Source organism: Cellulophaga sp. HaHaR_3_176, assembly GCF_019021925.1.
In the GTDB taxonomy this organism is placed as follows: domain Bacteria; phylum Bacteroidota; class Bacteroidia; order Flavobacteriales; family Flavobacteriaceae; genus Cellulophaga.
The window spans coordinates 3,523,095-3,541,211 of record NZ_CP058990.1 but is presented as its reverse complement, the minus strand read 5'-3'; the positions used below and the strand labels follow the sequence as shown (position 1 = coordinate 3,541,211).

The following is an 18,117-nucleotide window of genomic DNA, read 5'->3' as shown; positions in this document are numbered from 1 at the left end:
GTATATTGTTTACTCTTTTATTCTATTCTTCGGAATCGACATTCATAACTGCTGTTATTTCTTCTGGTGTCAATGCTTTATCAAAAAATCGTAATTCATCGATAGAACTTAAATCGGCACCATGACCCCACTCTGTAAATCGTGGCGCACCAGAACCAATGGATACCAAATCACAATTTGCCCAACTAATTCCTGTTTCAGCATCAGCAACAGATACACCGTTTATATATACGGTAGCAATAGTCTCTGAAATTGTAAATGCTATATGAACCCACTCTCCTGATGCTGGGTCAATATCTGCTGCTGCTGCACCATCAACCCAAACATCAGCAATACCGTTTCCTACGTTAAGTTTAATTCTTTGCAATCCATCAGCATTTTCTCTAAATAACCTAAACCCACTTGTACGCAAGTTTTGAACCTCTGGATAACCTGCATTTTCTGTATTTGGAGGGCCTACTGTTAGAATACCTGCCCTATCGGAAGCATCATTTACTTTATACCACATTACTGCACTAAACTCTGGAGCGGTAAGGCCAGTTGTTGGTACTGTTATATAAGAATCTGTTGCTCCTGCATAGGCATTAGTACCAACTTTACTATTTTCTGTAAAAGTTGGTGCACCTATTTTTGAAGCTGTTTGTAGACTTAATAAATCTAGATAATCTCCATCAAAAGGCATGTAAAAAATTTCACCATCAAATTGTTTTACATAAGCTGGCTCCTTGACAAAATTTACTGAAGCCGAAGTACTCTTACCATCTAAATCTGTCGCTATAATTGTTAGGTTATGAGAACCATCATTTAAACCACTATACACCAAGTTATCAATAAACACCTTACGGTAATCTTTAAAAGTATTGTAACTCTCTATTTCAACATCATCTAAAAGCACTTTAATATCATTTATTTCGATATCATCTATAACTTCAAAATCTATTGTTATTTCTGTTGATGATTCTAGTACTTTAATCTTTGTTCCTTCTTTAGGGTAATTTATGGTTACCGTTGGGGCCGCTATATCTGCCCCAGGATCTACCTGTGTAATTTCATCTATACCTTGATCACATGAATACATAAAAAGTACTGCAACCAAACACGATACTATATTTTTTAGATTTTTCATCTTTCTTATTTTAGTTTGATACTTCGCCTAATATTGGAAACTCATCTACTTGGTCTTGATGGTAAGTGACAAAAGTTTTATCTGGAGTAAAAGTTCTTCCTTCGTAACTTAATTCATCATTTTTACCCAACCTAACCATATCAAAAAATCGTTTTCCCCACTCTAAAGCAAGTTCTGCGTATTTTTCGTCTGCGATTTGATCAAGAGTAACACCCGTTAAAGCAGGCATATTAGCACGAGCACGTACCAAGTTAACAGCAGCATCGGCAGTAATTGAGGTTTGACTTGCTCCTTGTTTAATTGCTTCAGAATACATTAATAACGTTTCGGCATAACGATAAACGATATAGTTTTTATTACTACCATACTCCGTACGACCAGCTATTAATTGATTTGTTGGTAAGTAATGTTTACCACTAGCAAAAATGGCTCTTGCATTATCTGTTAAATTATCACCATCTCTTGTTGTTGATGAAACAAATGAAGGTAATGTCGCTTCAGTATAACTAGATGTTGCTATAATACTATCAATACCTTTTTGAGTAAAAAGAACAGTAGTTTCTAAACGGTTTGTTTCTCCTCTGTCTAACATAAATTTTACGTATTTCATGCTAGGCTCGAAAAAGCCCCAACCGGCACTTGACCCTGCTACACTAGGTGTCCAACCGTTTGGCCCATAAGGAGCATAAAGATGCCCTACTCTTTCACCTGTACCTGTATTAAAATCTGAATATTGAAATTCATATAAAGTTTCATTACTTAATTTACCTGGTGTTTTAAATAACTCATAATAGTCATCCATAAGGTTGAACTTACCTGAGCTTATAATTTCTCCTGTAGCATCTGCTACTGCCTGATAATTTTTAAGTTCTTGATTTGCCAATGCTTTAATTTGTAAAGCCGTGTATTTAGTTACACCTCCTGGCAAGTCCGTTCTTTCATTAGGTCTTACATTCAATAAAAAAGGAATAGCTTCATCCATCTGATCTGATAAATGTTGCATAACCTCATCTTTTGTAGGTACTGATGTAATATTAGCAAAATCATTTAAGTTAGAAGATTCTGGAATAAAAACCGCCCCGTATACTTGTGATAATTGAAAAAGTAACATTGCTCGTAATACTTTAGCTTCAGCAATATATTGGTTTGCTAAGGCTACCCCATCTTCATCTGCCAGCTCTTGATATCTAGCAATTTGCTCCATACCTGTATGCGCACCAATAATATCATCATAATAAGTTTCCCATAAGGTTCTAGATCCAAAAAATGAATTATCGTAGAAGTAACGATCTTGATTTTTAAGACCTTGCTGATCTCCTGCTGCGTTAACATCATCACCTCTTGTAGAAACAACTAATGGTTGCTCCCAGCCTCTATCTCCAACAGATTGATAAACTCCGATAAGAGAAAATATCATATCGTCTGTCTTAGAAAAATCTGTTCCACCAGCAAAATTATTATTAAGTTCTGGCTGATCTAATTCATCTGAACAACTTGAAACTACCATAGCTAAAACGGCTAAAAAGCCAAGCATTTTGTTTGTTTTTATATGTATCATAGCTGATTTTTTAAATTTTAATATTTACTCCTAATGTGTATACTCCTGGAATAGGATATGTTTGTGTATCTCTACCATCTGATACTTCTGGTGTGAAACCATTATACTTAAAGAAAGTTAATGGTCTTTCTGCCGTCATATAAAATCTAATATTAGGATTGAATTTGCCTTTTAAACTTGGTAATGTATATCCTACAGTTACATTTTGTAATCTCACAAAGTCACCATCTTCAACAAAAAAGTCATTTAAAAATTGATTACTCCATGGATTTCTTATACCTCTTGCAGATGGATATGTATTTGAGGTATTTTCGCCATGCCAGCGATTTACAGCAAAGTCACTATCGATATTAACATCAGATGTTTGACGGATAGAAAAACGTTTTTGGTTTGCAATTACATTACCACCTTGCCCTATAACATTTAATGAAAAATCCCATGTTTTGTAGTTAAGACCTAAATTGAAACCAAAATTATATGTTGGCAAATAAGAGCCTATATCTACTCTATCTTCTGCATCTATTACCATATCACCATTATGATCTACAAATTTGAAATCTCCAGGTTGTATATAATCAGAAATACCTGAACTTGCTATTGCTGCTTGTGCTGCAGGATCTGCTGCAATTTCTTCTGGAGTTTGGTATATTCCGGCAACCTCTAAGCCGTAAAATGAATTTATTGCACCGCCAACAACTGATCGTTGTGCAGTATCGCCACCAGATGTTAAGTTATCTTGCCCTGCTAAATCTAATATTTCATTCTTCAACGTTGAAAAATTACCTCCAACAGAATAGCTAAAATCTTCTGAAACTTGTTTTCTCCAATTTACAGCAACCTCAACACCTGAGTTTTTAATTACTCCAACATTTTGTCGAGTTTCACCTGGCACTAAAAGTCTTGAAACAGGAATAACAGCATCTCTAGTTTCTCTAGTAAAATAATCAGCTTCAACAGATAAATTATTATCAAATAACCTTGATGTAATACCTACATTAGTTTCTGCAGTTACTTCCCATTTTAGTGCTTCAAAATCGCTACTAGTTACTAAACCTGGGTATCTAGTATCTCCAAAAACACCATTAACTTCTGTAGATGTAATACCACCTGTACTAGCGTCAACATTTGCATTTCCTAGTTCTCCCCAACTAGCTCTCAATTTTAAAAAATTGAAAACTTTATTGTTATCCATGAATGACTCTTCTGAAATCACCCAACCTGCACCGATAGTTGGAAAGTATCCCCATTTTTCTTGATACTTACTTGTACCATCGGCACGGAACGTACCATATAAAAGATACTTATTATCAAAATTATAAGCTACACGACTAAAATATGAGAAGAAATATTGACTTACTCCATCATCACCAACACCATCTAAGTCAATACTCTTCGCCAAATCTAAAAAATAGGACTCTTCTCCAATTCCCGAACCGTTCGGAAAGTTTAACCCCTTTACCTCTAATTGCTCAAAAGATCTATTTCTGAAAGAAGTACCCGCTAATACCGTTAAATTATGTTTTCCAAAATCGTTATTATACGTTAACGTGTTATCCCATGTTTGTTCAGAAAAAGTTTCATTTCTTTTTATTAATTCTGCATTTTCTCTGAAAGCATTACCAATACCATAGAAATATGGAAGTCTAACTTCTCTAGTTTCTAAGGCCTCAAAATTGTGAGAATATGCTGTTCTGAAATTCAATTTATCAGGAATTACTTGATACTCCAAATTGAAATTCACCAAGTTATTTCTAATTTTATCTCTGAATTCTGAATTTTCAATTAAAGGAAATGGGTTTTGAGGCTCTCTATATCCTAAATCTTGTGCATTTGCATAAGGTTTAGGGTATGCATCCGTTTTTGACAAATCTAAAACTGGCATTGTTGGCACTGCAAAATATGCTGCGCTAAAGGCTCCACTTTCTGCATTATACCTTGTAGAATTACTAAAAATAGTAGAAACACCTAATTTTAAACGATCGCTTATATCTACATTAACCTTTGAACGAATATTAAAACGCTCATACTCATTTTTCATTTTTAAAATTCCCTCTTGCTCAAACTGACTTATTCCTAAAGAATAGGTAACGCTTTCTGTTCCACCAGTAACACCTAAACTATGGTTTTGAATTAAAGCCTGACGTAAAATTAAATCATACCAATCGGTATTTACATCTGGAATGTTTGGATTTACTCGACTACGACCATAACGCTGGATCGCATTATCAATAAAACTAGCTTCTGCGGCAGAACCAGATTCCCTTGCCAGTGTTGAAAATTGTTCAGAATTTGAGAGTTTTACTAAATTTTGCGCTACTTGAACACCTTGATAACCGTTATATGTTATTTGAGGTTTTTGGTTCACCTTTCCTGACTTTGTTTCGATAAGTACAACGCCATTTGCTGCTCTTACACCATAAATAGCAGAAGCTGATGCATCTTTAAGAACCGAGATAGTTTCGATATCTTCATTATTCAAAAAATCGATATCATCATAAAAAGTACCATCTACAACATATAAAGGGTTTGATGCTCCACCACCAGTATAAGATCCTAAACCACGTACTCTAATTGTTGGTGAGCTACCAGGCGCTCCGCTACTTACCACTTGCAAACCAGCAACCTTACCTTGTAATGATTGCATTGGCGCACCAGAAGGTGTTCTTGTTATATCTTCAGAATTAACAGTAGTTATTGACCCTGTTAAATCTGATTTTTTTTGAGTTCCGTACCCAACAACAACAACTTCATCTAATGTTTGTGAATCTTCTTCAAGCGAAATTGTAAGTGTTGTTTGGTTATTTACAGGGAAGTCTTTAGATGTGTACCCAATAAAACTTATTACTAAAATACCATCAGATGGCACTTTATCTAAAGTGAAATTTCCATCAAAATCTGTTTGCGTACCTGTAGTTGTTCCTTTTACAACAACCGATGCTCCAGGCAAAGGTATATTACCACTATCTGTTACTGTTCCTGAAACAACATTTGTATTTTGACTATACAAAAATGACTGAAACAGCAAAAGTGAAATTACCAATATTGCATTGCTTATTTTCATAGTTTATAATTAATTGAGTTAGAATACTGCTAAATTAAGAAAGAAGGATTGTTAAAGATTCTAAGGCCTTATACATAATAACTACATCAACTAATTTAAATCACTTACAGCCAGTATTTATGGGTGTATTGCTGTAGTTGTAATGTTAAATGAAACTAAAAATTTAACATTGTGATGTAGTGATGATGTACTTAAGTAATTACAAAAAAATCATTTTAAGGCTTTTAGAATAGTAATTACTAATTAAATACAGCCTAAAATTGTAATATTATCATTTTTACAACTGCAATAGTTTGTAATCAGTTGAGCTGCTATTAAAAGGTAATTAAGAAGCTTGAAAGGTACTCTGAAGTATCGATTTGTAATTTTTTCCTTAATCGATACCTATGTATTTCTACTCCACGAAGTGAAATACCCATTAATGGCGCAATCTCTTTTGATGATAAATTCATTTTTAAATACGCACACAATTTTAAATCTTTAGGTGTAAGTTTAGGATACTCTTTTAAAAGTCTCTCGAAAAAATCTTCATGCAATTGTTTGAAATTTACTTCAAATTTTTTCCAATCTTCAGTATCGTTTACTGACTTATCTATCTTTTTTATAAATGAACCATAACGACTTGAGCTTGTAAATTTATCTTTATTCATTACCATCATATTTTTAAGTTCTAATATGACTTCGTTTTTCTTTGCGATGTTTAGCGCTGTACTTGTAAGCTCTTGCTGTTTAGATTTAATTTCTTTTGCTAACTTTTCTTTTTCTAGAAACGCTAAATGCTCTTCTTGTTTTCTATCCATTTTTTCTTCAAAGCTTTTTTGCTTTCTTGCGAGCTTTCGCAAGTTGTAAAAACGAATTATAAAAAATATACCAATAAGTACAAAAACATATATTACTTTACTTATACTTGAAAGATACCATGGAGGAGAAATTTCAAAAGAAAAGTTTATAGGTTCAGATGTTTCCCCATCAATACTCACTGTAGAAACTTGAACTTTATAATTGCCATGTGGTAAATTCTGAAAATCAATAGTACCTTCATCTACATACATCGATTGCTCTTTAACCCCACTAAGTTCATAAAAGTAATGTGGTTTGGCTATATTAGGCGAAGACACTTGAAAACTAATGTTCTGAGAATTCTTATACTTAATTTTGAAGGTTTTTTCTTTTAACGAAAATCGATTGTTTTCATCTTTAAAATAACTCAATTGAGGCTTTGGAATTTTAAACTTCCCAAGATAGTTATTCAGCTTATTTAAATTTACTTTAGCAAAACCATCGTTAAGTGTTAAAAGGTATATGGAATCATTAACTTTTATGACATTTTCAGCATCAGGCACCAATCTTTTTTTAAGCACATTTTCAGCTATAGCCAAGCTTTTATCCCTTAAATTAGTGTATGTTATCTCTTTATTTTCGTCATTATTAATAAACCAGAAAAACTCCTCATCATTATAAATAAGCTCGTTTTTATTGAACTTTTGAAAATCTTCAAAAACTTCAATTTTATTGGCTATTGAATTAAACTTATACCAAATACCATCTGCATAAAAAACAATTTGATTTTTAACATTGTACACTTTTACATTATAATTGCTCGAAATTGCATCGTTATTAAATTCTTCAATTTCAACAATTTCGTCTAAATTTTTATTTAGGTGTAACCTATAAAAACCTTTATAAGGGTGTGCTACCCAAAGTACATTTGCCGACTCAAAACACAATTGTTTTACAGGAAATTGAATACCCTTTACAGGCACAACATTCCATATATTATCCTCATTTTTTAAAAATTTAGAAATACCAACATAAGTACCTTGATAATATATATTTTCTTGCTCTGGCACTTTAATTAATTGATAGCCACCTGATACTGACGAAATTTTATCAAGCTGATTTTTATCTATCTTATATGTGCCTGTATTGTGCCCTGCAAACAATTCTCCATCAACAACTGTTAAATCCCAAACGTGCCCTTGAGAATTTTCAACAAATTGTAATTGATTATTATCAAAATAATAGATGCCAGTATTACTACCTAAATAAATAACATCATCTAAATAAGCAATATCATAAAGAGTACCTACTAAACCAGAAAAATCAGTATAATAAGTTATAGGAGCATTAGTTTTAATACGATCTATTCCATTATCCAAACCTAACCACAACTGATTGTCAAAATGAAAAATAGATAGAACTGTATTATTTTGAAGACCTGTTTCTCTATCTAAGTTTACGTACTTATTAGTATCCAAATCATGTAAATAAACTCCCTTTTTTATAGTTCCAAATGCTATTTTATTTTCTGGATAAGGTGCTATATCGTTAAGTTGGTGCTTTTTTAATTCTTCGTTAACCTCGTTATTCCATTCTTTTAATACACCATCTTTTAAAAGGTAACAACCATTTAGCTTGGTTCCAATTAATAAATCGTTATCTACCACAGCCATTGCAATAACTGTTTTGTCAAAAAATATATTAGTATTAGGTAGCTGAACAAGCGCATCTTCTTTTAACTTATAAATACCAGATTCGTTAGTCCCAACATACAACTCATCTTTATAAGTTACAAGGTTAGTTACCACAACATCCGCATCAATTACTTTAATTTCGTTATTTTTATAAATGTAAATTGAGGAGAACGAACGAAATACGATAGCATCATTAAAAGAAATAATTTGCCAAAATTCTTCGTTTGTGAATGTATAGTTTTTAATTAAATGAGTTAAAGAAGTGTATTCTAAAAGGCCAAATTCATTTTTCTGCCAATAGCCAAATTCCTCATAAGAACCTGTGTAAATTTTATCTTCTACAATAGTTACTGACCTTATAATAGTTTTATTTGGCAATTTATTTAAAACCCATTCCTCCCCATTATAATATAATAAGCCTTTATTATTAGAAGCATACAAAGCTCCTGAATCGTCTACCGCAACATCCCAATTTTGACTAGCCGCATTATAATCGAAAATTTTATAATTGTAAATTGGAGGTAGTACTTTCTGCCCAAAAACTGAATTGGAAAAAGATAAAAGGAATAAAATAATGCCGTAATAAAACTTCATTTCGCAATTAAATTATTTATTGATAGGTATAAAAATGGAGATAGGCATTTTATAATACCTTATGCTACAAAAATACTAAATCTATAAACCAAAAAAGACGCTTAAACTAATTAGCGTCTTTTAATATATATATGATTTTTATTACTTAATTAAACCCGAAGTTTTTAATACCCTCATGACTCGTTTTAATAACTTCTAAAGGCTTCATACTATCATAAGTAGCATCTTGCTCTACCATGTAATATTCCATGCCTGAAAGTTCTTTTTTTGCTAATATTTTAGCAAAATCTATAGTTCCTGTGCCAACAGGTGCAAACCTACCTTGCTCATCCATATCTTTTACATGCCAAATTTTAAAACGCCCAGGGTATTTTTTAAAATAAGCCAACGGGTCAGCTCCTGCTTTTGTTACCCAAAAAAGATCCATCTGAAAGTTTACAAATTTAGGATCTGTATGTTCTAATAGATAATCAATAGGCACAATCCCATCTTTATCTTCCATAAATTCAAAATCGTGGTTATGATATAATAACTTCAAACCTGCAGCATGCGCTTTTTCACCTAATGCATTTACAATTTTTGTTAAGTTCTCTGCACCACCAGTCATACTCATAGTACTCGTAGCGTCATCATAATGAAACAAACCCATTGGAGGAATTGGCACAACAAAATATTCAAAACCTGCTGTTTTTACATCAGCCATCATAGCATCTGCATTCTCTAATGTTACATCACTATGGTGAGTACTTATAGGAACAAGTTCTAAGCTATCTACAAATGTTTTAAAATCTACTGGAGACATGTTGTAAAATTTACCTTCACTATACCCTGCTGCTTCAATATTTTTATAACCTGCATCTGAAACCGCCTCTAAGGTCGCTTTAGCATCTACCCCCATGTCATCTCTAACGGTATATAATGCTAACCCACCAAAATTACTTTCTTCAACAACTTCTGGAATGCTTACGGTTGTTTCTGCTTTTTTCTCTTCTTTACACGATGTAAAAAACACGGCTAATGATAAGAAAACCGCATAGATTGCTGTTTTTTTCATGATTTTAATTTTCAGTTTATTGTTAAGTTGATAAACTAAGGTAATTTATTATAAAGAGAATATGAGGTAATTAAAGGAATAAACACATAATAAATCTACTATAACGTTTGATTAGAAGTTTGTTTATAAAAATAAATATTCAAAACAAAAAAAGTCCCTACACTTTTACAAAGACTTTTACGATATTCCGAACAAAATAACACTGCTATCGTAATCCATCTTGAGCTTGGTATTTTTAAAAAACCTAAAAACAGGAAGATTAGAGACACCAATACCTACTACCACCCCACCATCATGCATTTTTGTATTAATAAAAGCATATCATCTGAAATCACTAAAAAAACACATAGAATAGGTGTTAAACATGAACTCAATTCTGTATACTTTTATACGCACCATATTTTATTAACTTGCTAATTCTATATATAAATTCAAAAACATGAACTCAAAAGCTAACTTTAGTATCCTTTTTTTATGCTTTATAACATTTACACTAACTGCACAACATACCAAAGTAGCTGTTTGGCCAAATGGAGTACCTGATGCTATTTTAAATAATGAATACATTGAAACCTCAACTTTTGATGAACTTGATACACTTAAAGGCTTAAGTAAAGTATCTAACCCAGATATAAGCATATTTCTTGCTGACTCGACCTCCTTAAATGCGCCATCTGTAATTATATTACCTGGTGGCGGCTACTCACACCTTGCTATCAACAAAGAGGGTTATAAGGTTGCTCATTGGCTAAATTCGGTAGGTATTTCGGCATTTGTTTTAAAATATAGAATGCCAACAGATAAAACTATGAAAAATAAAACTGTTGGCCCATTGCAAGATGCTCAAGAAACTATTAGAATAGTTAGAAGAAATGCAAAAAAATGGAATCTTAACCCAAATAAAATTGGTGTTTTAGGTTTTTCTGCCGGTGGTCACCTAGCCTCAACACTATCTACTCATTATGATGACAAAGTATATACACCAAGTGATAAAACTACTGCCAGACCAGATTTTTCAATATTAATTTACCCTGTAATTTCTATGAATGAAGGAATAATACACAATGGATCAAAAAATAATTTATTAGGTAAAAAACCTTCAGTAGCATTAATTGAAAAATATTCTAATGAAAAACAAATTGACACCCAAACGCCTCCTACATTTTTAGTTCATGCTACAGATGATACTGTTGTACCTGTTGAAAATAGTATTAACTATTACTTGTCTCTAAAAAACAATAAGATACCTGCAGAAATGCACATTTATGAAAATGGAGGCCATGGTTTCGGATTAGGAATAGATGAAACCAATATAAACTGGCCAGAGGCTTGCACCAAATGGATGTTTAACAAGCTATAGACGTATGGCTGAACTAAATATTAAAACAATACCTATTACAATATATTTTATTAAAAACAAAAAAGCCTCTACATTTCTGTAAAGGCTTTTGTCGCTCTGCTCCCCCTCTTGGGCTCGAACCAAGGACCCTCTGATTAACAGTCAGATGCTCTAACCAGCTGAGCTAAGGAGGAGTGTACTTTATCGCGTTAGCGGCTGCAAATATAAATGTTTTTTCAAACTAGACAAACAAAAAAAATGGAAATTTTCACTTTTTTTTTATTCTGTCGTTTTATTATAAATATTGTTTAATAATATTCCAAATATCATTCCCAAAAACAACGGCCATTAATCCCATAACTATAACAAAACCAATGATTTGCCCGCGCTCCAATACTTTTTCACTTGGCGCTCTACCAGAAATCATCTCATAAAGTAAAAACATCACATGCCCACCATCTAATGCAGGAATTGGTAAAAGGTTTACAAATGCTAACCAAACTGAAAACATTGCTGTGAAACTCCAAAAGAAACCCCAATCAAAAGTTGTCGGCATCATACTTACAATACCAATTGGGCCTTTAACTGATTTATAAGCCTCTGTTTTAGGTTTAAAAAGAATTTTAAATTGTTTAATCTGATTTGTTAGAACGTTTATTGTTTCTGTAAAACCAGCTGGTATAGATGCTAACACACTATACTCATCTGTAACAACCAAATCATCATTATTTAACGTAACACCAATAGCTCCTTCTTCAGGCACCGTTAAATTCAAGTTTTGAATTGAACCGTTTCTTTTTACAGAAATAGCTAAAGACTCATTTACTGATGATTGTATTTCTTCAACAAATTCGTTCCAATATGTTGTAGACTTGTTATTAACTGAAATAATTAAATCTCCAGATTGCAAACCTGATTTACTTGCTACAGAATTAGGTAACACACTATCAATTAAAGATTTTTGACGGTATCCTAAAAAACGTTTTCCTTTTGACGATATTACACTTTTAATACCCTCATCAGGTACAGGAAAAGTAATTTTCTCACCATTTCTATCCACCGTAATTTCATCTCCTAAAAGAATATCTAATGAAGCATCAGTAAATTTTTTAGATTTTTTACCATCAATTGCTAAAATTTTATCTCCTGTTTTTAATCCGATTTTCTCTCCGATTGAATCTACTAGAATACCATATTTTAAACTATCTGCAGGTATATAACTATCGCCTTTGGTTACTAATAATGTAGAATAAATAATCCATGCCAGAAAAAAGTTAACGGTAACACCACCAAGCATAATAATTAGTCGTTGCCATGCTGGTTTAGATCTAAACTCCCATGGTTGTGGCTCTTTGCTCATTTGCTCAGTATCCATACTTTCGTCAATCATACCAGCGATTTTCACATAACCACCTAAAGGCAACCAACCTATTCCGTATTCTGTATCTCCTATTTTTTTCTTGAAAAGTGAAAATTTAACATCAAAAAATAAATAGAATTTTTCAACTTTAGTTTTAAAATATTTTGCTGGAATAAAATGCCCTAATTCGTGCAAAATAACCAGTATTGATATAATTAAAATAAATGTAAATATTTGCGTAAACAAGCCCATTTAGTATCTTTTATTAACTTTTAAAGCGCCAAAAGTAAGCTTTTACAAGATGTAAAAAAAGTAAAGTAATTACCACGCTTTTTTTTTAAGAAAGATTTAGCAGCTAACAGTTTAAAATCTTTGACTTGTTTAACGAGCATTAGTACCTTTGTAAAAAAAAGTATGCGTTCTTTTTTTGCAAAATATAAGCTATTCGGCTTGGTTATGTTGGGTATCTCAGCAGTAATCATGTATCTTTTTTATGAAGCTTTACAGCCTCAGAAATTACTACCTATTTATCAACCTGCAGATTTTAACCCTGAGTTGGTCGATATCTCTTTACAACATGTGAAAAAATACCACACAATTGCCGATTTTTCATTAACCAACCAAAATGGAGAAACGATAACAAATAAGACATACGAAAACAAAATTTATGTAGCCGATTTCTTTTTTACGACATGCCCTACTATTTGCCCTATTATGACAGATAATATGGCTACGATACAAAAAGCAATACTTAATGATGATGATGTTATGCTTTTATCTCATTCTGTTACACCTATAATAGACTCCGTAGCACAATTAAAGAAGTATGCTCTAGAAAAAGGTGTTAATGATGCTAAATGGAATTTAGTTACTGGTGATAAAAAGCAAATTTATGAGCTTGCTAGAAAATCATACATGGCTGTAAAAACTGATGGAGATGGTGGGCCTTTTGATATGATACACACTGAAAACTTTATGCTTGTTGATAAAAATCGTAGAATAAGGGGTACGTACGATGGCACTAACCCTGAAGAAATTCAGAAACTTTTAGCAGATTTAAAAATTTTAAAAGAATCTGATAAAAAATAAAGCCCCCTTTATATTTAATATAAGGAGGCTTTCAAAAATATTTTCTAAAACTTAGTTACATGAGTCAGTATATGCTTTTGCTATTTTAATCTGATCTTCTTCTGTTTCTGTAAATTCTTCCGACTCTATTCTTTTAGCTAGAACATCACAAGATGCAAAAAATTCAGCACTTGCTCGTTCTGCCTTTTTAACACCTGGAATTTCAAAGTAATATTGAGATACTGCAGTTAAATCTTTAAATAATTTAATTTTATCAGAACTATAAACTCGTTCCATAAAAATAGTATTATTTAACATTCCTAAGCTTAGAGCTTCTTGTTCTAAAAAGTTTTTTTTAGGGTTAACTGATTGAAAAACTCTATCACCTATAAAAACCTCACTCACCTCTTTACATTTTAGACTCGTACTTTTATTTTTACCTTTTTCATTTACATAATAAACAGTAACTCTTTTTGCCGTTGTATCACCACTTAAATCAGCAATATTACCACCGTCACTCTCTTCTGGAGAAAATCTCATAGAAATTTTACCTTCAATTTTTTCACCATCATCTTTTAAAATATAACCGGTCTCTTTAGTGATATTATTACCTTTTACTTCGCTTTTTTTAGCAATAGAAGCTAACATACCATCTATTTCAAATTCTGGTCCGTAAATTTTATCTCCTGATGCTGCATCATAGTTAAGTTCGTAGCTTTTAAAAAGTTTATCCAACTGCGACTTAGCAGAATTGGTAATCCATTTCTTTTCTTTTAAGTCTATTGCTTGATTCATAAAACCTTGAGCAGCAGCATAATCTTCTTGCATTATAGAAACTTGAACTAGGTTCATTAAAATACCCCATCCAATTTTACCTCCATCTTTTGATGATAGATCATAGTTGGCTAACTGAGTCTTCCAAAAATCAGAAAAAGAATTTAATTCTTCTTTTCCATTTCTTAATTTATCAATAGTTGTAAACCCTTTTGACAGTTCTTCTAAAGCTTTAAGATTACCTTCTGTAGACTCTTGTAAAGCTGGGTTTTTTTTATCTTTTAGATAATATAGTTTTTCACTTGTTATATCTGCCCTATTATCATACTTATTATAAATATTTGATACTAAATCTTTTCTTAAAAAATTATCACCTAAAACTCGTTTTAAATATTGTTCTACTAAATAAGGAGAAGCTTTTACTGAGTCCTCATCTTCAATAATTAAATACTTTTCAGACTCGTCAAATGAAAAGCTAATAATTTCGGGAACCAAACCACCTTTTCCATCAGATTTTGGCAATACACTTAATCGAGAAATATGTGTCGCCTCACCTTTTGCCATAGTCAATACATTTATAGATGTACTAGCTTTAGGCAAAATTTCTATATCATACCTTTCATTTGCTTTACTTCGTTTATATGTAATATTTAAATCACCTACATCTACTCCGTTCACAACAAAAAATAAATCTGGACTACTATTTTCTCCTTCACTCAAAGTAAAGCTCTGCAATTTAAGTGCATTTTGAAATTCCGCCTCTGTAAATGGCAAGACAGAGCCTTCTGTATTTCCAACAGCTCCCATATAGGTAATATACCCTTCAGGTGCTGGTATTAAAGCATAACTTGGTACCGTAATATCTACACGCGTACTTTTAACGGATTGAGCATGAATATTATAAGCAAGTAATACACATATGGCTAATAAAGGTTTTTTCATAAAAATAGTATTTAAGTAAGTTTGCTAATTAGTTTCTGTTTTTTGGTTGGTATTTATAAAGAATTGATATTAAGAAAATGAAAGATTTAAACATTCCTATATAACAAGTCCTTGTAGTATATAGTAAATAGACACTATAATTAACAAGTAAAGAGAAAAAATATTGTGCAAATCTATTTTTTCGGAGCAACACATACTTAGCTAAAATTAACAAATAAGCATTTCTTTTTCTCTTTAATTTCCCTTATTTTTGCCCTTAATTAAAATCAATCTAAATAAAAATTGACGAAAACAGTAGCAGAATTAAAACGAGGAGAAAAAGGCATCATCAAAGAATTTGCTGATAATATTTTACCTATAAAGCTTTTAGAGCTGGGTTGCTTGCCTGGTAATGAAATTGAGCTAGTTTTAATAGCACCTTTAAAAGACCCAATTTATATTAATGTAAATGGGTCTCATATAGCAATTCGTCTTTCAATGGCTAAATTGATAGAATTAGAAATAATTGAAGATTCAGCTGTATTATGAGCAAGCAAATTAATGTAGCACTTATTGGAAACCCTAATACCGGTAAAACATCTGTTTTTAATCGGCTTACTGGATTAAATCAAAAGGTAGGTAATTACCCTGGTATAACTGTTGAGAAAAAAGAAGGTGTTTGCAAGTTACCACGAGGTGTTAAGGCTCACATCATAGATTTACCAGGTACATATAGCTTAAATACAACATCTTTAGACGAAAGTGTTGCTGTAGAATTACTCTTAAATAAAAACGATAAAGATTACCCTGATGTTGCTGTTGTTGTAACTGATGTAGAGAATTTAAAACGAAATCTTTTATTATTCACACAAATAAAAGATCTTAAAATACCTACTATTCTAGTCATTAATATGGCAGATAGAATGTCGAGAAAAGGTATTACACTAGACATTCCCTTACTTGAAGAAAAATTAGATACTAAAATTGCATTAGTTAGTACTCGAAAAAATATTGGAATAGAAAAACTACGTGAATTAATTGCTGATTATAAAAGCTTATCTATTTCTGCAAATATTGATACGACGGTTATTTCTCCCGATTATTTTGACCGCTTAAAAACAGCTTTTCCTAAAGAAGATTTATACAAACTCTGGCTAGTTATTACACAAGATGTAAACTTTATGCCAATTGAAAAAAATCTTTTAAATAAGACAAAATCTTTTGACACAAAATCAAAATCAGAATTAAAAAGGTTACAACAAAAGGAAACGATTTTAAGATACCAGTATATAAATGGTATTTTAAAGCAAGGACATAAAATTGATTTAAATGCCGCTAAAGGATTACGTGCTACACTAGACAAAATACTGATGCACAAAGTATTTGGCTATGTAATTTTCTTTTTAATTCTATTAACGATTTTTCAAGCTATTTATGTTTGGAGCTCTTACCCTATGGATTTTATTGAAACCTCATTTGCTATTGCTGCGGAATGGGTAAAAAACACCTTACCCCCTGGTGTATTTACAAACTTAATAGCAGAAGGTATATTGGCTGGTATTGGTGGTATTGTAATTTTCATACCTCAAATTGCTTTCTTATTTCTATTTATAGCTCTTTTAGAAGAAACAGGGTATATGAGCCGTGTAGTTGTACTAATGGATAGAATAATGCGCCCATTTGGTTTGAGTGGTAAAAGTGTTGTTCCTCTAATTTCGGGTACTGCATGTGCTATACCGGCTATTATGGCAACAAGAACTATCGAAAACTGGAAAGAGCGCTTAATAACTATTTTAGTTACACCATTCACAACATGTTCTGCCAGGCTACCTGTATATTTAATTATAATTACCCTAGTTATACCTAAAGGTAATTTTTATGGTCTTAGCTTTCAAGCATTAACATTAATGTTACTATATCTGCTTGGCTTTTTCACAGCTATTTTCTCGGCGATGATATTGAATAAGATTTTAAAAATTAAAAACAAATCTTTCTTTGTTATTGAATTACCAAATTACAAACTACCATTACTAAAAAATGTAGTTTACACTGTAATTGAAAAAACAAAAAGTTTTGTATTTGGTGCTGGTAAAATAATTTTAGCAATATCTATAATTTTATGGTTTTTAGGCTCTAATGGAATTTCAGAAGAATTTAAGAATGCAGATACTATTGTCGAGAACAGAATTGAATCAAAAGGGTTATCTGATTACAATAAAGCGAATATAAAAAGTGAAATAGCTACGTATTCTAAAGCTTTAAATGACAGTGTTTCTAAAAAGGTTTACACTATAAATCAATTAGCAATAAACGACTCTTTAAATTTTAGAAAAAAAGAGCTTTTTTCAAATGCTAAAAGTCAAGAAATTGCCAGTTTTAAATTAGAAAACTCATACATGGGCTATCTTGGTAAAGCTATAACCCCTATTGTAGAGCCATTAGGTTACGACTGGAAAATTGGTATTGCCGTATTAACATCGTTTGCTGCTCGTGAAGTTTTTGTCGGTACTCTTGCTACTATTTACAGTGTAGGAAATGATCAAGAAGAAACTATAACAAATAGAATGGCTGCTGAAATAAATCCTAAAACTCAAAAGCCACTATTTAATTTAGCATCTGGTGTTTCATTATTATTATTCTATGCGTTTGCAATGCAATGTGCTAGTACATTAGCTGTTGTTAAAAGAGAAACAAATACTTGGAAATGGCCTGTGGCTCAGTTAGTTTTTATGAGTGCATTTGCTTATATTGTTTCTTTTATAGCATATCAAATATTAAAATAAAAAAG

11 protein-coding genes and 1 tRNA gene are annotated in these 18,117 nt (G+C 31.8%); 4 read left to right on the top strand and 8 right to left on the bottom strand.

Annotated elements, in window-relative coordinates:
• Window positions 1-22 precede the first annotated feature (22 nt).
• From H0I23_RS15565 to H0I23_RS15545, 5 genes are all read right to left on the bottom strand, one after another.
• Window positions 23-1,126, bottom strand: a complete 1,104-nt coding sequence (locus tag H0I23_RS15565; protein ID WP_216784206.1) for a LamG domain-containing protein — start codon at window positions 1,124-1,126, stop codon at window positions 23-25.
• Between the two features lie 10 nt (window positions 1,127-1,136).
• Complete coding sequence (locus H0I23_RS15560; RefSeq protein ID WP_216784205.1) at window positions 1,137-2,684, bottom strand: RagB/SusD family nutrient uptake outer membrane protein; 1,548 nt, start codon at window positions 2,682-2,684, stop codon at window positions 1,137-1,139.
• A gap of 10 nt (window positions 2,685-2,694) precedes the next feature.
• Window positions 2,695-5,745, bottom strand: a complete 3,051-nt coding sequence (locus H0I23_RS15555; RefSeq protein WP_216784204.1) for a TonB-dependent receptor — start codon at window positions 5,743-5,745, stop codon at window positions 2,695-2,697.
• Between the two features lie 314 nt (window positions 5,746-6,059).
• Window positions 6,060-8,813 carry a Two component regulator three Y domain-containing protein gene (locus H0I23_RS15550; RefSeq protein ID WP_216784203.1) on the bottom strand — a complete coding sequence of 918 codons (2,754 nt, stop codon included), beginning with the start codon at window positions 8,811-8,813 and terminating at the stop codon, window positions 6,060-6,062.
• 145 nt (window positions 8,814-8,958) lie between these two features.
• Window positions 8,959-9,867: a sugar phosphate isomerase/epimerase gene (locus H0I23_RS15545; RefSeq protein ID WP_216784202.1), complete on the bottom strand. Its 909-nt coding sequence runs from the start codon at window positions 9,865-9,867 to the stop codon at window positions 8,959-8,961.
• A 439-nt stretch (window positions 9,868-10,306) separates the two neighbouring features.
• On the opposite strand from H0I23_RS15545, the gene H0I23_RS15540 reads away from it, so the two are divergent.
• Window positions 10,307-11,227 (top strand): alpha/beta hydrolase, encoded by a 921-nt coding sequence (locus tag H0I23_RS15540; protein WP_216784201.1) that lies wholly within the window; start codon window positions 10,307-10,309, stop codon window positions 11,225-11,227.
• 99 nt (window positions 11,228-11,326) lie between these two features.
• Here the strand turns inward: H0I23_RS15540 and H0I23_RS15535 are convergent.
• Both H0I23_RS15535 and rseP read right to left on the bottom strand, forming a co-directional pair.
• Window positions 11,327-11,400 (bottom strand) — tRNA-Asn (locus H0I23_RS15535).
• Window positions 11,401-11,501: 101 nt separating this feature from the next.
• Window positions 11,502-12,818, bottom strand: coding sequence for an RIP metalloprotease RseP (gene rseP / locus H0I23_RS15530; RefSeq protein ID WP_216784200.1), 1,317 nt, complete (start codon window positions 12,816-12,818; stop codon window positions 11,502-11,504).
• A gap of 162 nt (window positions 12,819-12,980) precedes the next feature.
• On the opposite strand from rseP, the gene H0I23_RS15525 reads away from it, so the two are divergent.
• Window positions 12,981-13,655 (top strand): SCO family protein, encoded by a 675-nt coding sequence (locus tag H0I23_RS15525; protein ID WP_216784199.1) that lies wholly within the window; start codon window positions 12,981-12,983, stop codon window positions 13,653-13,655.
• A gap of 51 nt (window positions 13,656-13,706) precedes the next feature.
• Here the strand turns inward: H0I23_RS15525 and H0I23_RS15520 are convergent, their stop codons facing one another.
• Complete coding sequence (locus H0I23_RS15520; RefSeq protein ID WP_216784198.1) at window positions 13,707-15,350, bottom strand: hypothetical protein; 1,644 nt, start codon at window positions 15,348-15,350, stop codon at window positions 13,707-13,709.
• Window positions 15,351-15,632: 282 nt separating this feature from the next.
• Here H0I23_RS15520 and H0I23_RS15515 point away from each other — a divergent pair, with 282 nt between their 5' ends.
• The gene (locus tag H0I23_RS15515) at window positions 15,633-15,878 is read left to right on the top strand and encodes a FeoA family protein (protein ID WP_216784197.1); all 246 of its coding nucleotides are present in this window, start codon (window positions 15,633-15,635) and stop codon (window positions 15,876-15,878) included.
• Entirely contained in the window at window positions 15,875-18,112 is a 2,238-nt protein-coding gene (gene feoB / locus H0I23_RS15510) for a ferrous iron transport protein B (RefSeq protein WP_216784196.1), read from the top strand. The genes H0I23_RS15515 and feoB overlap by 4 nt, the downstream gene beginning before the upstream one ends.
• Window positions 18,113-18,117 lie beyond the last annotated feature (5 nt).

Coding starts and splice junctions, on each gene's coding strand:
- H0I23_RS15560 (WP_216784205.1), bottom strand. CDS start 2,684: ATGATACATATAAAAACAAACAAAATGCTTGGCTTTTTAGCCGTTTTA.
- H0I23_RS15525 (WP_216784199.1), top strand. CDS start 12,981: ATGCGTTCTTTTTTTGCAAAATATAAGCTATTCGGCTTGGTTATGTTG.
- H0I23_RS15565 (WP_216784206.1), bottom strand. CDS start 1,126: ATGAAAAATCTAAAAAATATAGTATCGTGTTTGGTTGCAGTACTTTTT.
- H0I23_RS15550 (WP_216784203.1), bottom strand. CDS start 8,813: ATGAAGTTTTATTACGGCATTATTTTATTCCTTTTATCTTTTTCCAAT.
- H0I23_RS15520 (WP_216784198.1), bottom strand. CDS start 15,350: ATGAAAAAACCTTTATTAGCCATATGTGTATTACTTGCTTATAATATT.
- rseP (WP_216784200.1), bottom strand. CDS start 12,818: ATGGGCTTGTTTACGCAAATATTTACATTTATTTTAATTATATCAATA.
- H0I23_RS15555 (WP_216784204.1), bottom strand. CDS start 5,745: ATGAAAATAAGCAATGCAATATTGGTAATTTCACTTTTGCTGTTTCAG.
- H0I23_RS15545 (WP_216784202.1), bottom strand. CDS start 9,867: ATGAAAAAAACAGCAATCTATGCGGTTTTCTTATCATTAGCCGTGTTT.
- H0I23_RS15540 (WP_216784201.1), top strand. CDS start 10,307: ATGAACTCAAAAGCTAACTTTAGTATCCTTTTTTTATGCTTTATAACA.
- feoB (WP_216784196.1), top strand. CDS start 15,875: ATGAGCAAGCAAATTAATGTAGCACTTATTGGAAACCCTAATACCGGT.